Source organism: Pseudomonas sp. H1_D05 (genome assembly GCF_054682705.1).
This window is the reverse complement of sequence record NZ_CP162825.1, coordinates 476,624-492,983: the sequence shown is the minus strand read 5'-3', so window position 1 is coordinate 492,983 and position 16,360 is coordinate 476,624. Positions and strand designations below refer to the sequence as shown.

The window sequence follows — 16,360 nt, the reverse complement described above, 5'->3', positions numbered from 1 at the left end:
AAAGGCCTCGCAGATGCGAGGCCTTTTTTTATGCGCGGATTTTATGGATAAACGCCAACCAAATGTGGGAGCGAGCTTGCTCGCGAAGGCGGTGTGTCAGGCACTATAAGTATTAACTGAAAGACCGCTTTCGCGAGCAAGCTCGCTCCCACAGGGTTATGCGGTTTGTTTGGGATCGGGTTTCGCCAGCAGGGTGTAAACGCACGGCAACACAAACAGCGTAAACAACGTGCCAATCGACATCCCCGTGGCAATCACCATGCCGATATCAAACCGACTGACCGCGCCGGCACCCGTGGCGAGAATCAACGGCACCATGCCAAACACCATCGCCGCCGTGGTCATCAACACCGGGCGTAAACGAATCGCTGCCGCTTCCTCAACGGCTTCACGCGCCGTCAGGCCTTTATCCTTGCGCAATTGGTTGGCGAACTCGACGATCAGAATCCCGTGTTTACTGATCAGCCCGATCAGCGTCACCAACCCGACCTGGGTATAGATGTTCATGCTCGACCAGCCGAGGAATAGCGGTATCAGCGCGCCGCAGATCGACAACGGCACCGTCACCAGGATCACCAGCGGATCGCGGAAGCTTTCGAATTGCGCCGCCAGCACCAGAAAGATAATCGCCAGCGCCAGCGCGAAGGTTACCCACAGGGCACTGCCTTCCTGCACGAACTGTCGCGATGCGCCGCCGTAGTCGAAAGCAAACCCGGCCGGTGCTTCTTCGCTGGCAATCTGCAACACGGTGTCGATGGCTTCACCCATGCTCACCAACGGGAAACCGGAGATCTTCGCGGCGTTAAGTTGCTGGAACTGATTGAGCTGGCGCGGTCGAGCGCGGTCGCTGACCTTGATCAGCGTCGACAGCGGCAATAACTCGCCCTGAGTGTTTTTCACGTAGTAGTTGTTCAGCCAGTCCGGGTTATCGCGATAGGGGCGTTCGACCTGGGCAATGACCTTGTAGCTGCGCCCATCAATGGTGAAACGGTTGATTTCCGCCTCGCCCAACAGCGTCGCCAGCGTGCCACCGAGATCCTGCATCGACACGCCCATCTGCGCTGCTTTGGCGCGGTCAATATCGACCACCACCTCGGGTTTGTCGAACGCCAGATCGAGATCGACGAAGGCGAACTTGCCCGACTCCATCGCGCGCTTCTTGATCCGGTCAGCCACTTGCAGCAGCAGTTCATAGTCGTTGGCGGTGTTGACCACGAACTCAAACGGCAAGCCTTCACCGGTGCCGGGCAGGGAGGGCAGGTTGAAACCAAAGATCTGCAAGCCAGGAATGCCTTCCAGTTTGCCTTGCACCTCGGGGAGGATTTGCATCTGCGTGCGACTGCGCTCATTCCACGGCTTGAGCAGGAAGCCGCCGATCCCCGCCTGTACACCGTTGTAGCCGTTGATCTGGAACGAGGAGTAGTACTCCGGGAACTCTTTGAAGATCTTGATGAATTCGTCGGTGTAGGTGCTCAGGTAATCGAGGTTGGTTGGCTGCGGCGCAGTGGCCATCATGAAAATGATGCCCTGATCTTCGTCCGGGGCCAGTTCCGATTTGGTGAACTTGAGGAACACCGGGATCAGGCACAACACGATCACTGCGAACACCAGCACCACCGGCCGCGTGTTCAGCGTGCCGTGCAGCATGCTCTGATAGCGGCGCTTGAGGCCGTCAAAAATGCGGTCGAGGCGATGCGCGAGGCCGCTGGGATTTTCCTCGTGGCGCAGCAAAAACGCGCACATCATCGGCGACAGGGTCAGGGCGACGATCCCGGAAATCACCACGGCGCCGGCCAGGGTCAGCGCAAACTCCTTGAACAACGCTCCGGTCAGCCCGGTGAGGAAACCGATCGGCGCATACACCGCCGCCAGGGTGATGGTCATCGACACCACCGGCATGGCGATTTCCCGTGCGCCTTCCAGCGCCGCATCAAACGGCGTCTTGCCTTCCTCGATATGCCGGTGAATGTTTTCCACCACGACAATCGCATCGTCCACCACCAGACCGATGGCCAGCACCATCGCCAGCAGCGTCAGCAGATTCATCGAGTAACCCATCATCTGCATGAAGAACATCACGCCGATCATCGACAGCGGAATGGTCACCACCGGGATTAGCACCGAGCGCAATGCGCCGAGGAACAGGAACACCACGACGATGACGATCAGCACCGCCTCGAACAGGGTTTTTACCACTTCATCGATCGAGGCCTGGATAAACAGCGTGGCGTCGTAGGCGATCTCGCTTTTCAGGTTCGGCGGCAGTTGCGCTTCCAGCTCGGGCATCAGCTTGCGCACTTCCTTGATCACATCCAGCGGGTTGGCGCCCGGGGTGGCCTTGATGCCGATGTACACCGACGGCGTGCCGCCAAACGAGCTGATCGAATCGTAGTTTTCCGCGCCCATTTCCACCCGCGCGACATCACTCAGCAACACGCGGCTGTCGCCACTGACCTTGAGCGGAATCGCCGCGAAGGCTTCAGCGGATTTCAGTTCGGTGTTGGCGTTGATGCTGGTGACCACATACTCGCCTTTCACTTCGCCGGCGGCGGAGAGGAAGTTGTACTGGCGCACGGCGTTGGTCACATCGCTGGCGCTGAGGCCGAAACCGGCGAGTTTCACCGGGTCGAGCCACAAGCGCATGGCGAACACCTGATTGCCGAGAATCTCCGCCTCGGCCATGCCCGGCAAGGTCGCCAGTTTTGGCTGGATCACCCGTGACAGGTAGTCGGTGATTTGCGGGTTGCTCAAGTCCTTGCTGAAGAAACTGATGTACATCAGCGCCGAGGCGTCGGCGGACTCCTTGCTCAGCACCGGGTCTTCGGCGTCCTGTGGCAGCTTGTTTTTCACCTCGTTGGCTTTGGCCAGCAGTTCGGTGAACAAACGGTCGGTGTTGGAGCCGATGCGCGCGTAGATCGAGATCACCGAGAAGTTCTGCCGGCTGACCGAAGTCATGTAGTCGATGCCCTCGGCGCTGGCGAGGCTCTGCTGCATCGGCTGGGTGATGTAGCCCTGAATGGTTTCGGCGTTGGCTCCGGGATAAGCGGTGGTCACCGTGATCAGGGCGTTTTCCATTTGCGGGTATTGGCGCAGCGGCAACTTGCTCCAGGCCTGAAAGCCCAGCAGCACAATCAACAGGCTGACCACGGTGGCGAGCACCGGGCGGCGGATGAACGGATCGGTAAAGGCCATGGGGATTCCTTGATCAGTCGGCGCGCGGCGGACTGTTCTGCTCGCCGAGGGTCTTGTCGTCGCTGATGGCGATGTGGGCACCGTTGTCCAGTTTGATCTGGCCAGCCGTCACCACTTGTTCGCCACTTTGCACGCCCTTTTTGATCATCACCAGGCCATCGCGGCGCTCACCGGTTTCGATGAAGCGGCGTTCGGCGATCAGCACCGGTTGGCCCTTGTCGTCCTTTTCGACGCTGCCGTCTTCGGCTTTCTTTTGCCCGACCACGTAGATCGAGTTGCCGTAGAGGGTGTAGGTGATCGCGCTCTCCGGCACGACAATGTGTTTCTGCGGATCCGGCAACAGCACCTCGAGGCTGGCGAACATGCCCGGCAGCAATTTGCCGTCGGGGTTGGCCAGCGTGGCGCGAACCAGAATGTTGCGCGTTGTGCTTTCGACGATCGGGTTGATCGCGCTGATCTTGCCGGCGAAGTTTTGCTTGGGATAGGCGGCGACAGCGATCTGCACAGGCTGACCGATGGCCAGTTTCGGCACCGATTGTTCGGGCAGGTAGAAGTCGGCGTAGAGGCTGCTCAGATCTTGCAGCGTGGCGATTTTGGTGCCGCTGGCGAGGTAGTCGCCGACGTCGACCTGACGGATGCCGATGGTGCCGCTGAACGGTGCGAGGATGCGTTTTTTCGCCAGCGAAGCGTTGAGCTGATTGACCGTGGCTTTATTTTTCTGCAGTACAGCGGAGAGCCGGTCGTACTCGCCTTTGGAGATTGCGCGGCTATCGACCAGTTGCGCGCCACGGCCGAAGTCCAGTTGCGCCAGCCCGAGATCAGCCTTGGCGGTTTCCAGCAGGGCAGTTTCGACGCCACTGTCGAGTTGCAGCAAGGGTTGCCCGGCCTTGACCTTCTGTCCGGACTCGAACTTGAGTTCGGTGACGGTGCCGGCCACTTCCAGGCTCAGCTCGACACCTTGCAGCGCCTTGAGAGAGCCGACGGTGGGCAAACGCATCTGCCACGGTTGCTCGGTGGCATTGGCCACGGCAACGCTGATTGGCGGTTTCGGCTTGGAAAAGCCCTGGATCATTGTGTAGATCGAAAAGGCTTTGTATCCGCCCAGCACCAGGACGATCAACAAAACAACACCCAACATGATCAGCATGCGGCGACGCAGCATATTTCCAGTTCCTTGGATAAATCAGGTGAGACAGGCGGGCACATTACTCCGAGTACAGGGGGGATTCCAACTGGCAGTTCTTACAGGGGCGCGCAAAAAGACCGCAGCCTGCGGCAGTTCCTGCAGAGGAGTGCATTCCAATGCAGGAGCTGCCGCAGGCTGCGATCTTTTAAGGCAGTTTTACGCCATCAAATGCAGATGGTTGTCCCAGAGCCCCGCCGGTAATTCCAGTGGCTTGGCCAGCAGCTCATCCTGACGGCAATCGTAGTAACGGCAACGTCCTTGCCCGGAGGTCACGACAAAACCGTCCTTCACCGCACCCACACCCGCGCAATCGGGCAACGGCGCGTCGAGGCGCACCTCGCCACTGTCCAGATCCCAGATAAAGAAGCGGTTGCCACGCGGCGCCGTCAGCGCAACCAGGCGCAAGTCGCTGTGCACCGCAACACTTGCGGTGTAATGCCCCATCGACTGCAACTGATGCTCCGGCACCGGGAACGCCACGAACGGCTGCCCCGGACGCTTGATCGCCAGCAACTCCGAACGCTCATGCGAGGCGCCCATGAACTGCTGACCGGCGACGATGGTACCGTCGCTGGCGATGCCCAGATGGCGCACGCTGTTCATCTGCTGGGCGAGGGTTTCCTTGCTCAGCAGGGTGCCATCGCGCTGCATCAGCACCAGACTTGGCTCCATGGCGTTGAGGTTCATGTCGACACGGCTTTCTGCCTCGGTACGAATCCCGCCATTGGCCACCACCAGCGTCTCGCCGTCAGGCATCCACGACACCTGATGCGGACCGAGACCGTGGGTGGAAATCTCGCCCGTGTGCACCAGTCGCGCGCCTTCGAACTTGTAGACGCCGAGCAGGCCACGGCCAGGATCGGTGGTGTCGTTCTCGGTGGCGTACAGGTATTCGCCGTCCTTGTGCACCACGGCGTGGCCGTAGAAGTGCCGGTTCGGCTGTGAGGTCACGGTCTGCAGCAACTTACCGTCGCGCAGGTCGACCAGGTAACTCTCGGTGCCCGGGCGACGTGCGACGAACAGTGCAATCGGCTGCGTCGGATGGTTGATGATGTCGTGGCAGCGTTGGCCGACTTCGGTGGCGAACACCCGCGTGCCATCCAGCCGATAGCCGACGGCGTAGTGTTTGCCGTCGGTGTCGTCGCGCGCCGACAGCAACAGCGGGCTCTGATCCTTGCGTTTGAACAGCGTCCAGCCGCCCAGCGTCACTGCTCCCAGCAGTGCACTACCTAAAGTCAGAACCTGACGTCGCAGCATGGCACTTGCCCTCATCAGTCACCGTCGTTGGCGTTGAAGCCCAGTTGGATGCCCAGCGCCTTGGCCAGTTCGCCTTCGTGCAGGCGATGGACCACGTTGAGGCTGTCGTAGATGTCGTTCAGTTGCTGACGACCGGCGTCGTCTTCGAGCATTTCGCCGAGCGAACGCTGAGTGCTGTCGAGCAGTTTCAGCGAAGCGGCGTAGGCAGCGTCGATCTTGTCCGCCAGTGGCTTCTGCTCAGCCGGCAACAGACCGCGCAGGCCTTTGTTGTCGACACCTTCCCAGACGGTTTTGGCAGCGGCGAGGCTGGCTTCTAGTGCGGTCAGCGAGGACTGGCTGCGCCAGGCATCGGCCTGGAACGGTTGAGGCACGCCTTTGCTCTGACGGCCCATTGGCGTGCCGAGTTTTTTCTTCAGAGTGTCCAGTGCAGTGACCTGCACGCGCAGCAGATCGGCGATCGCTTCGTGGGAGTCGGCATAGCGCTGGTTGGGGAACTTGGTCATCTGCGCGAGCATGCCGTCAGTGTTGTTCCAGCCCTGCAGAATCTCTTCGGCCAGTTGCTTCTGTCGTTCGCCAATGGCGATCAGCAGTGGGCAGTACTTGGCTTTCTGCTCGGCGTTGGCCACGTCAGGCTTGGCGTCGAACAGGATGTACTCGTACGCCGACAGACCTTGAACGACTACGCTCGATTTGGCCAGGGCGGCGGCGTCGATCTGCGGCTGCGCGACGACCAGTTGCTCGACCTGACGGCCGACGAGGTTCTTCTTGTCCGGCCAGAACTGTACCTGCCACGAACGGTTGCCCTCGGCCAACGGGCCGATCAGCAGCGGTTGCAGCTCGGCCCAGGCTTTCTGCGCGTGCAGGAAATCGGCGCGGGCGGTTTCCGGGGTTTCCTTGCCCTGGCAGTAGGCGAGGGCGCTGACCGCCAGTTGCTTGTCGGCCTCGACCCAACGGGTGTAGGTCGGCAGGATCACCGATTTGGCGATGGCCGCCGACGTGACCGCTTGCGGATCCTGCGGCGAGCAGGCGCCGAGGGCGAGCGCGGCAAGGCTGGTGAACAGTAGCTTGGGACGGAACATGTCGGGCTCCCGATTCTTTTTCAGTGTTTAAAGTGAGTTCAAAAACGCCAGCAGCGCGGCACGCTGCTCGGCATTGAAAGACAAAACCTGTTGCTGCGCGGCTTGTGCTTCGCCGCCATGCCAGAGCACCGCTTCGAGCAGATTGCGCGCGCGACCGTCATGCAAAAACTGTGTGTGGCCGCTGACGGCTTGCGTCAGGCCGATCCCCCACAACGGCGGCGTGCGCCAGTCGCGGCCGGAGGCCTGGAATTCCGTACGGTTGTCGGCCAGGCCGTCGCCCATGTCATGCAGCAACAGATCGCTGTATGGACGAATCACCTGATTGGCCAGTTCAGGTTCGGCTGCGTTGGCGGCGGTGGTGTATTTCGGTGTATGGCACGACTGGCAGCCGGCCTGGAAAAACAGGCTCTTGCCGGCCAGCACTTGTGCATCGTTGACGCCACGCCGCGCGGGTACGGCGAGGTTACGGCTGTAGAACAGCACCAGACGCAGGATGTTGTCGCTGACTTCCGGCTCGCCGTCCGGGCCATTGCCGTTTGGCGCCTGTTTGCAGGCAGTTTGCGCCTCGGTGCAGTCATCGAAGGGGCGCAGACTGGTGGTGAGACCCATGTCACCGGAAAACGCGTGGACGCTCTGTTGATTGAGGTTCGGTTGCCCGGCTTTCCAGCCGAATCTGCCCATGACGGTCTTCTGCAACGCATCATCCCAGACCTGATTGGGACGGCCATTGATGCCTTTGTTGTCTTTGGCTTGCGCGGCGGCGTTGGCCAGAATCGCTTCTTCGGGGATTGCTTCGAGCAGGCCCAGACCAATCATCGGCGGCGCGACGCGGGCCGAGAAACGCGTGTCCGGGTGCATCGGGCCGTAGCCCAGTTGGGTGATCTGCAACACTGGCTTGCGCAATTCGACTTCGGTGCCGTCCTTGAAACGCACGGGCACTGGCGTGTAATCGACGCGCACTTTGCCTTCCGGGGCGACGCCGGGCACGGCCATGTCCTGGAACTGGCCGCCGTAGACCGGCTCCGGCACTACGCCAGCCTGCTCGATGAGCCGGGCATATTCCGGCGCGTCGGGGATCGACAGCCTGACCAGCATCGACACCGCGTTGGCCGCATCCGGCGTCGGTGGGTGGCCGCGACCGTCCTTGATGTGGCAGTTCTGGCAGGCGTTGGTGTTGAACAACGGGCCGAGGCCATCGCGCGCCGTGGTGGTCGACGGTGCAATCACCCATGGGCTGCGGAAGAAACTGTTGCCGACACTGAAATCCACTCGCCGTGACGGTGGCAGGTTGGCCGAGGGCAGGGAGAATGCGTTCTGATCGGTCTTGCGCACGGTCGCTGCACCGCCCGAACGGGCTTCACCCGGCTCAGCCTTGGTGAAACGCGGGGCGTCATCGCAGGCACTCAGGCCCAGGGCCAGCAACAGTGCGGACAAGCGAAGAGGCAGCGAGGGCATCAGACATCCTGCGGACGGGCGAAAATAAAGGCGCAAAGTCTAACAGGGCGAAGGAGTTTGAATAAGAGGAATTATCGTTTGCTTGATATGAAGCAAACCTAAAGGCCAATGCAAACCTTGTGGGAGCGAGCTTGCTCGCGAAAGCGGAGTTCGTCGCTCTGCTGGTGTTGCGCCAGATGCCGCCTTCGCGAGCAAGCTCGCTCCCACAGGGATTGGTGGTGCACTTGATATTGGGTACACCTTGAAGCAGGGGGTTGTGTTTGGCATGCATGAAAAAGGCGACCCGAAGGTCGCCTTTTTTTGAATCGGACGCAGTGATCAGAACTCGTGATCAGCGTTGTCCGGGTTCAGGTCGCTGATGCCCAGTTTGCCGGCAGCGGCTTCGATCGAACCGGTCTGCTTGACCAGCGAGGCGATGGCGTCGCGAACGATCTGGTTGCCCGCAGTGTTGCCGGCAGCGATCAGTTGGTCGTAGTGCTCACCCTTGTTGGCGTGATCGACCATGACCTGGATCTTCGCTTCAGTGGCGGCCAGATCGGCTTTCAGCGCGGTGTCGGCAGCCGGGTCGGCCTTGGCCACCAGCGACGACAGGCTGGCGCCGGTCATTTTGGTGCCGTCAACACGGGTGTACTCGCCCAGGTAAACGTTACGAATGCCTTTGGCATCGTAGAAGTGCGAGTTGTGCGTGTTGTCGCTGAAGCAATCCTGCTCGTCTTCAGGGGAGTTGGCTTCCAGGGAAACCTTCATACGTTCGCCCGCCAGTTCACCCAGGGACAGGCTGCCCATGCCGAAGAGCATTTTGCGCAGACCGGTTTCGCCCGGCTCGGCTTCCAGGGTGGCACGGTAGTTGTCAGCCACGTTCGGCTTCCAGTTGCCGACCATTTCTTCCAGGTCGCTGACCAGCAGTTGGGTCACGGACTTCAGGTAAGCACGACGACGATCGTTGTGACCGCCAGTGGCGCCGGCGCCTTCCAGGTAGTCGGAGGCCGGACGGTTGCCAGCGCCAGGGCCGGTGCCGTTGAGGTCCTGGCCCCACAGCAGGAATTCGATCGCGTGGTAGCCGGTGGCGACGTTGGCTTCGGAACCGCCCAGCTCGTTGAGGCTGGCGAGTTTTTCCGGGGTGATGTCTTTGACGTCGACCTTGTCTTCGCCGACCTGAACTTCGGTGTTGGCAATGATGTTGGCGGTGGCGCCCGGGTTACCCAGTGCGTGCTCGTAGGATTTGTCGACGTAGTCGATCAGACCCTCGTCCAGTGGCCAGGCGTTAACCTGACCTTCCCAATCGTCGATGATGGTGTTGCCGAAGCGGAACACTTCGCTCTGCAGGTACGGAACGCGCGCGGCGACCCAGGCAGCCTTGGCGGCTTTCAGGGTGTCGGCGTTCGGCTTGGCGAGGAAGGCGTCGACGGCGGTCTGCAGGGTTTTCGCGGTGGATTCGGCATCGCTGTAAACGGCGAAGACCATGTCGGCGTAGTGCGCGACCACAGCCTTGGCGGCGGCTTCGTCGACTTTACCGGCAGCGGCAGGCGCCGCAGGTGCGCTGGTGCTGGCGGCTGGGGTCGGTGCGGCCGGAGCGGCGGCCTTGTCTTTGCCTTCGCCGCAACCGGCGAGGGAAATAGCGATGGCCAGCAGACTGGCGGTAGCCAGAGGCATACGAATCATGGCGAACATCCTGCTTCGATAGTTGAGTGGACTCGCGCTGGGGGTGCGCAAAACTGCGACATAATGCAAATCTTTCGCATTATGTGTAAAGGGCGTACTTGGAAATATTTCTTATTCGCGCATCGATAGCAAAAGATCGTCCAATCGCGGCCCGAGCCTTCGGCAGCTCCTGCATTTGAAATGCGTTCGTCTGTAGGCGCTGCCGCAGGCTGCGATCTTTTGATCTTCTAGAGAATGGCCGCGTTACTGCGTTGCGCCTGTTTGAGATAGGCGCCCAGTTCCCGGGCCGGCAGCGGTTTGCTGTAGTGGTAACCCTGACCTTCGTGGCAGCCTTCGGAGATGATGTAGCTTTCCTGTTCGGCGGTTTCCACGCCCTCGGCAATCACCTGCATGCCCAGGCTCTTGCCCAGTTGAATGATCGCGCGAACGATGGTCGCATCGTCGTCGTCATCGAGCAGGTCCTGAACGAAGCTCTTGTCGATCTTGATCTTGTCCAGTGGCAGGCTTTTCAGATAGCTCAGGGATGAATAGCCGGTGCCGAAGTCATCGATGGCGATCAATGCGCCAGAGCGGCGCAGGCTGAGCAAGTGCTGGGCGGCGGTGCTGATGTCTTCCATCAGGCCGGTTTCGGTGACTTCCAGTTCCAGGCTGCGCGGTGGCAGGCGGTACATCTGCAGCAGGTTATTGACCACGCGCGGCAATTCGGCGTGGTGCAATTGCACGGTCGATAGATTCACTGCCATGCGCAGGTCGGCGAAACCCATATCGTGCCATTCGCGCAATTGCTTGCAGGCCTGATCGAGCACCCATTCGCCAATGGCGATGATCGTGCCGTTCTGCTCTGCCAGCGGAATGAACAGGTCCGGCGGCACCAGACCGTGTTCCGGATGCTGCCAGCGAATCAGCGCTTCGACGCCGACCACGCGGTGATCGCGATAGCTGATCTGCGGCTGATAGACGAGATAGAACTGATCACGCAACAGCGCATCGCGCAGGTCTTTTTCCAGTTCACGACGACGGCGCATCTCGCTATCTACACTGGCGATGTAGAACTGATAGCGGTTGCGCGAGCGGGTCTTGGCCAGGGTCATGGTCTGCTCGGCCTTCTGCAACAGCTTCTCGGTGCTGTCGCCGTCCTCCGGGAACAGGGTGATGCCAATGGTCGCGCGCAGGCGGATTTCCTGATGGTCGAGGGCGAACGGCGCCTCCAGATCATCAAGGATGCTTTGCGCCAGTTCGGCCGCTTCGTAAGGTTGCTCGATATCCGCTTGTACCAGTGCGAACTGGTCGCCGCCGAGGCGGGCGAGGGCGCCGAGGCGGCCGCTGTGGGCGCGCAGACGATCGGCCAGGGCCAGCAACAATTGGTCGCCGGTCTGGTAGCTGAATTGCTCGTTGATGCCTTTGAAATCATCCAGCCCCACGCACAACACCGCGACCCGGCGTTGCAGCTTGCCGGCGTCGACCAGAATCTTGTCCAGTTGCTGCTGGAGTTGCTGGCGATTCGGCAGGCCGGTGAGGAAGTCGTACTGGGCCATGCGCAGCAGACTGTTTTCCGCTTCATGACGCAGATGGGTGTTGCGTTCGATCGACTCAAGCAACTGATTGGCGGTGTTGATCCAGATCCCCAGCTCGTTTTTTTCGTGGCCCTTGAGCTGCGGAATCTTGTGTTCGCTGGGGCGATCGGGGTTGATCTCGGTGAGGTGTTCGATGATCCGCGACAACGGCTTGGTCAGCAGCCAGTGATAGACCAGATACAACACCAGGCCCATCGCCAGTGCGCGCAAAACCCCGGAAATAAAGATGATCACCGAACTGACGATAAAGCCCTCGCCATAGGTGGCGGTGTCGAGGGTGATGCTCAGGTCGCCGTAGTACTCGCTGTACGGACCACGCCCTACCAGTTGCGTGGTGAAGGTGCGTTCCTGGCCGAGAATCAGGTCGGTCAGCCAGCGGCTGTTGGACTGCTGCAATTCGCGGGACTTCTGCGCGAGCATGGCTTCGTTGGGATGGCCGATAGAAGCCTGACGCACGGCATCGTCCTGGAACAGGCCTTCGATCACCTGCATGCCCATTTCCCGGTCGAGGCTGTAAACCGCCTGGGTCGAGGGATCGCGGAACATGTCGAGGATGCGTTCGGCGTCGCCGGCAACAGCCTGGCGGGTTTTGTAAGCATCGAAAACGATCTGTGCGCAGCTCAAGACTACGCCGACGATCAATGCCGACAGGAGCACGACCCGGAGCAACTTCACCGACAAGCTGTTCTTGAGTTCCAGCTTCAAAGGGTTATTCCTTGTTCCGTGCGGGTAGCGTCAAGTTGCCATGAGTATTGGCAATCCCGAGTTTGCAGTCAAAGGGACAATCAGACCGGGGACGATTCGCCCATAGCCTTGGCCGAAATGCTGCTGTCTGGAGTATTAGCCCTAATTTGTACTATGTCGGTAGTTTCGCCCCTCAACTTGAGCGGTTCGCAGCATTTTTTCCTCTTTTTGATGTTAGCCCGCTGTGGCATGGCGGCAAGCAGCGGCAGACAGCTTTCAGCGTGAGAAAAACGCTATTTAAATGCAGGCATAAAAAACCCGGCAAAAGCCGGGTTTTTTGACTGGCGCGCAGCTTAAGCGGTGAAGGTTTTGCCTTCGAACTGCTCAGCAACGAACTTCCAGTTGACCAGGTTCCAGAACGCTTCGACATACTTCGGACGAACGTTGCGGTAGTCGATGTAGTAAGCGTGTTCCCAGACGTCGCAAGTCAGCAGCGGAGTGTCGCCGCTGGTCAGCGGGTTGCCGGCGCCGATGGTGCTGGCCAGAGCCAGGGAACCGTCAGCCTTTTTCACCAGCCAGCCCCAGCCGGAACCGAAGGTGCCGATCGAGGTTTTGCTGAACTCTTCCTTGAACTTGTCGAACGAACCGAAAGCAGCATTGATGGCTTCAGCCAGCGCGCCGGTTGGTTGACCGCCGGCGTTTGGCGCCAGGCAGTTCCAGTAGAAAGTGTGGTTCCAGACCTGAGCGGCGTTGTTGAAGATACCGCCCGAGGAAGTCTTGACGATTTCTTCCAGGGTCTTGCCTTCGAACTCGGTGCCTGGCACCAGGTTGTTCAGGTTCACGACATAGGTGTTGTGGTGCTTGTCGTGGTGGTATTCCAGGGTTTCCTTGGAAATGTGCGGCTGCAGGGCATCGTGTGCGTAAGGCAGCGGCGGCAATTCGAAAGCCATGATGATTCTCCTAATCAGGTCTGTTGCGGTGAGCGCAAGGCCGATCACGGGCGGCCAGAAATGCACCGGCGAGTTTTTACTCTTTGCGGCGCAGGGTTTCGATCATAGCACCGGGGTTGCGGCATAACCACGCAACAACTGTGTGGGATAGAGGTTCCAGAGCGGTTTGGAATAAATCAGCTCGCCAATATCAACTGCCCGGCGACCGTGAACATCATCAACGCCACCACCAGATCAAGAATCCGCCAGGTACTCGGCCGGGCCAGATATGGCGCCAACCACGCAGCACCCAGTGCCAACGTGAAAAACCACAGCAACGAAGCACTCGCCGCGCCCACTACATAAGCGCCCGGCACCGATTGCTGCGCGCCGAGCGAGCCGATCAGCAACACCGTATCCAGGTAAACGTGCGGGTTGAGCAGCGTCACCGCCAAAGCGCTGAGCATTACCGCACGCAGCGAACGCACGGTCTGATTCTCGCCTTGCCCCATGCTCTGTTTCGAACACGCCCTGCGCAGCGCCTGGCTGCCGTACCAGATCAGAAACGTCGCGCCGCCCCAACGGGCAATGGCGAGCAGCGTCGGGTTTTGCGCCAGAATCGTCGCCAGGCCGAATACCCCGGCCGCCACCAGCAGCGCATCGCAAACCACGCACAACGCCGCCACGGGCAGGTGATGTTCACGACGCAGGCTCTGCGCCAATACAAAAGCGTTCTGCGTGCCGATCGCCATGATCAGCCCGAACGCCACCAGCAGGCCGTTCAGATAGCTTTGCCACATAACAATTACTCCGCGTTGGCTGCGAGATCGCGCAGCACTTGCATGGCGCGTTCGGCGTCGGCCTGGCCGACGAACAAATGGTCGTGGTAATAGCCGGCAATCACGTTGCAACTGATCCCGGCCTTGCCCAGTGCCGTGGCGAATGCGGCGGTGAGGCCCACGGCTTCCAGCGCCGAGTGCACGTTGAGGGTGATCCACGCGGCGACGTAGTCGAAACTGAAACCGGCCTGTTCAGCTTGGGAGCGTTCGAGAATCACGGTCAGGCCTTCCTGTTCGCGGAAGCTGCCGACGATCTCCAGATCCCTCGGTAACACGCCATCGGGCAGGGTGCAGAATACGTATTCGCCGGCGTTCAATTGCGGGCTCATGCTGCGCAACAAGGTTGTGAGTGAGGTTTCGCCAGCCATTGCAGTGATCCTTGATAAAGAGTGCTTGCTGGCTATTCTCCGGGCGAAACCTGTATAAGAAAAACCAATAGTGCTGATCGCTCATTAGGAAAACTGATGTTCGACTACAAATTGCTTTCTGCTCTGGCCGCTGTGGTCGAGCAGGCCGGCTTCGAACGGGCCGCGCAGGTGCTGGGTTTGTCGCAATCGGCGATTTCGCAGCGGATCAAACTGCTCGAAGCGCGGGTCGGCCAACCGGTGTTGATTCGCGGCACGCCACCGTCGCCGACCGAGATAGGCCGGCGTCTGCTCAACCATGTGCAGCAGGTGCGTCTGCTCGAGCGTGACCTGCAAACCCTTGTGCCCGCGCTGGACGAGGAGGGGGTGCCGGAACGTTTGCGCATCGCTCTTAATGCCGACAGCCTCGCCACGTGGTGGGCCAAAGCGGTGGGAGATTTTTGCGCCGAACAACATTTGCTGCTCGATCTGATTGTCGAAGACCAGACCGTCGGCCTCAAACGCATGCGCGCCGGTGAAGTGGCCGCGTGCCTCTGCGCCAGTGAACGGCCGGTGGCCGGGGCACGCAGTGTGTTGCTCGGGGCGATGCGTTATCGCGCGCTGGCCAGCCCGGCGTTCATCGCACGGCATTTCCCCGACGGCGTGCGCGCCGAGCAACTGCCACGCACCCCGGCGCTGGTGTTCGGCCCGGACGACTTCCTCCAGCATCGTTACCTCGCCTCGTTGGGCGTCGATGGCGGATTCGAACACCATTTATGTCCTTCCTCGGAAGGTTTTATCCGCCTGATCGAAGCCGGACTGGGCTGGGGCCTGGTGCCGGAACTGCAAGTGCGCGATCAATTGCAACGCGGGTTATTGCATGAACTGCTGCCAGATAAACCGATCGACGTGCCGTTGTACTGGCATCATTGGCGTAATGGCGGTCAGCTGCTGGGCCTGCTGACCGAGCAATTGCTGCGTTCTTCGGCGCAATGGCTAGTGCCGTTGGACTGAGGGCCAGCGTCAAGACACTCGAATCAGGCAAAACGAAAGACATCGGAGCTTTACATGAAAATTCTGGTCACCGGCGCAAGCGGCTTCATTGGCGGACGCTTTGCGCGTTTCGCCCTGGAGCAGGGCCTGGACGTGCGGGTCAACGGTCGCCGGGCCGAGAGCGTCGAACATCTGGTGCGCCGTGGCGCCGAGTTTGTCCCCGGCGACCTGACCGATCCCGATCTGGTCCGCGAGCTGTGTTCCGATGTTGAAGCCGTGGTGCATTGCGCGGGCGCCGTCGGGCTGTGGGGCCGCTATCAGGACTTTCATCAAGGCAACGTGCAGGTCACCGAAAACGTTGTCGAAGCCTGTCTGAAACAGCGCGTCCGCCGTTTGGTGCATCTGTCGTCGCCATCGATCTATTTCGATGGCCGCGATCATTTCAACCTGACGGAAGAGCAAGTACCCAAGCGCTTCAAGCATCACTACGCCGCGACCAAATATCTGGCTGAGCAAAAGGTTTTCGGTGCGCAGGAGTTCGGCCTGGAAACCATTGCCCTGCGCCCGCGTTTCGTCACCGGCGCCGGTGATATGAGCATCTTCCCGCGCCTGCTTAATATGCAGCGCAAGGGCCGCCTGGCGATCATCGGCAATGGCCTGAACAAAGTCGATTTCACCAGCGTGCAGAACCTCAACGAAGCGATGCTCAGCAGTTTGCTGGCCGCCGGTTCCGCGCTGGGCAAGGCCTACAACATCAGCAACGGTGTGCCGGTACCGTTGTGGGATGTGGTCAATTACGTGATGCGCAAGATGGAAGTGCCACAGGTCACCAAGTACCGATCGTATGGTCTGGCCTACAGCGTCGCGGCGCTCAACGAAGGTGCATGCAAGCTCTGGCCCGGGCGTCCGGAGCCAACCCTGTCGCGGCTCGGCATGCAGGTAATGAAAAAAAATTTCACCCTCGACATCAGCCGCGCCCGACATTATCTGGACTACGATCCGAAAGTCAGCCTGTGGTCGGCGCTGGATGAGTTCTGCGGCTGGTGGAAAGCTCAGGACATCCGTTGAAACGATTCGGCCGGGCGGCAATGAACCGTGTAGCCGCTTGGGGGTCAATCCCTGCGGCTGCGGCGGTTATACTTCGCAGCATTTAGCCATCACCGCGT

At 60.3% G+C, this 16,360-nt stretch carries 12 protein-coding genes; 2 read left to right on the top strand and 10 right to left on the bottom strand.

The genetic code is table 11. The annotated features are described in order from the left end of the window. Positions 1-156: 156 nt before the first annotated feature. The 10 genes from AB4O11_RS02240 to AB4O11_RS02195 form a co-directional block, all read right to left on the bottom strand. On the bottom strand, positions 157-3,192 hold the full coding sequence (locus AB4O11_RS02240; RefSeq protein WP_460130018.1) for a multidrug efflux RND transporter permease subunit: 3,036 nt from the start codon (positions 3,190-3,192) through the stop codon (positions 157-159). Positions 3,193-3,205: 13 nt separating this feature from the next. Beyond that, positions 3,206-4,354: an efflux RND transporter periplasmic adaptor subunit gene (locus AB4O11_RS02235; protein WP_099757043.1), complete on the bottom strand. Its 1,149-nt coding sequence runs from the start codon at positions 4,352-4,354 to the stop codon at positions 3,206-3,208. Positions 4,355-4,534: 180 nt separating this feature from the next. After that, positions 4,535-5,635 carry a DUF1513 domain-containing protein gene (locus tag AB4O11_RS02230; protein WP_460130017.1) on the bottom strand — a complete coding sequence of 367 codons (1,101 nt, stop codon included), beginning with the start codon at positions 5,633-5,635 and terminating at the stop codon, positions 4,535-4,537. Between the two features lie 14 nt (positions 5,636-5,649). Further along, positions 5,650-6,714, bottom strand: coding sequence for an imelysin family protein (locus AB4O11_RS02225; protein ID WP_460130015.1), 1,065 nt, complete (start codon positions 6,712-6,714; stop codon positions 5,650-5,652). Positions 6,715-6,741: 27 nt separating this feature from the next. After that, positions 6,742-8,169, bottom strand: coding sequence for a di-heme oxidoreductase family protein (locus tag AB4O11_RS02220; protein WP_460130013.1), 1,428 nt, complete (start codon positions 8,167-8,169; stop codon positions 6,742-6,744). 318 nt (positions 8,170-8,487) lie between these two features. Further along, positions 8,488-9,831, bottom strand: coding sequence for an imelysin family protein (locus AB4O11_RS02215; RefSeq protein ID WP_093430551.1), 1,344 nt, complete (start codon positions 9,829-9,831; stop codon positions 8,488-8,490). 227 nt (positions 9,832-10,058) lie between these two features. Further along, positions 10,059-12,110: a putative bifunctional diguanylate cyclase/phosphodiesterase gene (locus tag AB4O11_RS02210; RefSeq protein WP_093430550.1), complete on the bottom strand. Its 2,052-nt coding sequence runs from the start codon at positions 12,108-12,110 to the stop codon at positions 10,059-10,061. Between the two features lie 332 nt (positions 12,111-12,442). Next, positions 12,443-13,039, bottom strand: coding sequence for a superoxide dismutase (locus AB4O11_RS02205; RefSeq protein WP_007918933.1), 597 nt, complete (start codon positions 13,037-13,039; stop codon positions 12,443-12,445). Positions 13,040-13,215: 176 nt separating this feature from the next. Beyond that, positions 13,216-13,818 (bottom strand): LysE/ArgO family amino acid transporter, encoded by a 603-nt coding sequence (locus AB4O11_RS02200; RefSeq protein WP_460130011.1) that lies wholly within the window; start codon positions 13,816-13,818, stop codon positions 13,216-13,218. Between the two features lie 5 nt (positions 13,819-13,823). Further along, positions 13,824-14,225, bottom strand: a complete 402-nt coding sequence (locus tag AB4O11_RS02195; protein ID WP_186622841.1) for an ACT domain-containing protein — start codon at positions 14,223-14,225, stop codon at positions 13,824-13,826. A gap of 96 nt (positions 14,226-14,321) precedes the next feature. On the opposite strand from AB4O11_RS02195, the gene AB4O11_RS02190 reads away from it, so the two are divergent. Both AB4O11_RS02190 and AB4O11_RS02185 read left to right on the top strand, forming a co-directional pair. Next, positions 14,322-15,215 carry a LysR family transcriptional regulator ArgP gene (locus tag AB4O11_RS02190; protein ID WP_460092083.1) on the top strand — a complete coding sequence of 298 codons (894 nt, stop codon included), beginning with the start codon at positions 14,322-14,324 and terminating at the stop codon, positions 15,213-15,215. A gap of 54 nt (positions 15,216-15,269) precedes the next feature. Continuing rightward, positions 15,270-16,262, top strand: coding sequence for an NAD-dependent epimerase/dehydratase family protein (locus tag AB4O11_RS02185; protein WP_093430546.1), 993 nt, complete (start codon positions 15,270-15,272; stop codon positions 16,260-16,262). Positions 16,263-16,360 lie beyond the last annotated feature (98 nt).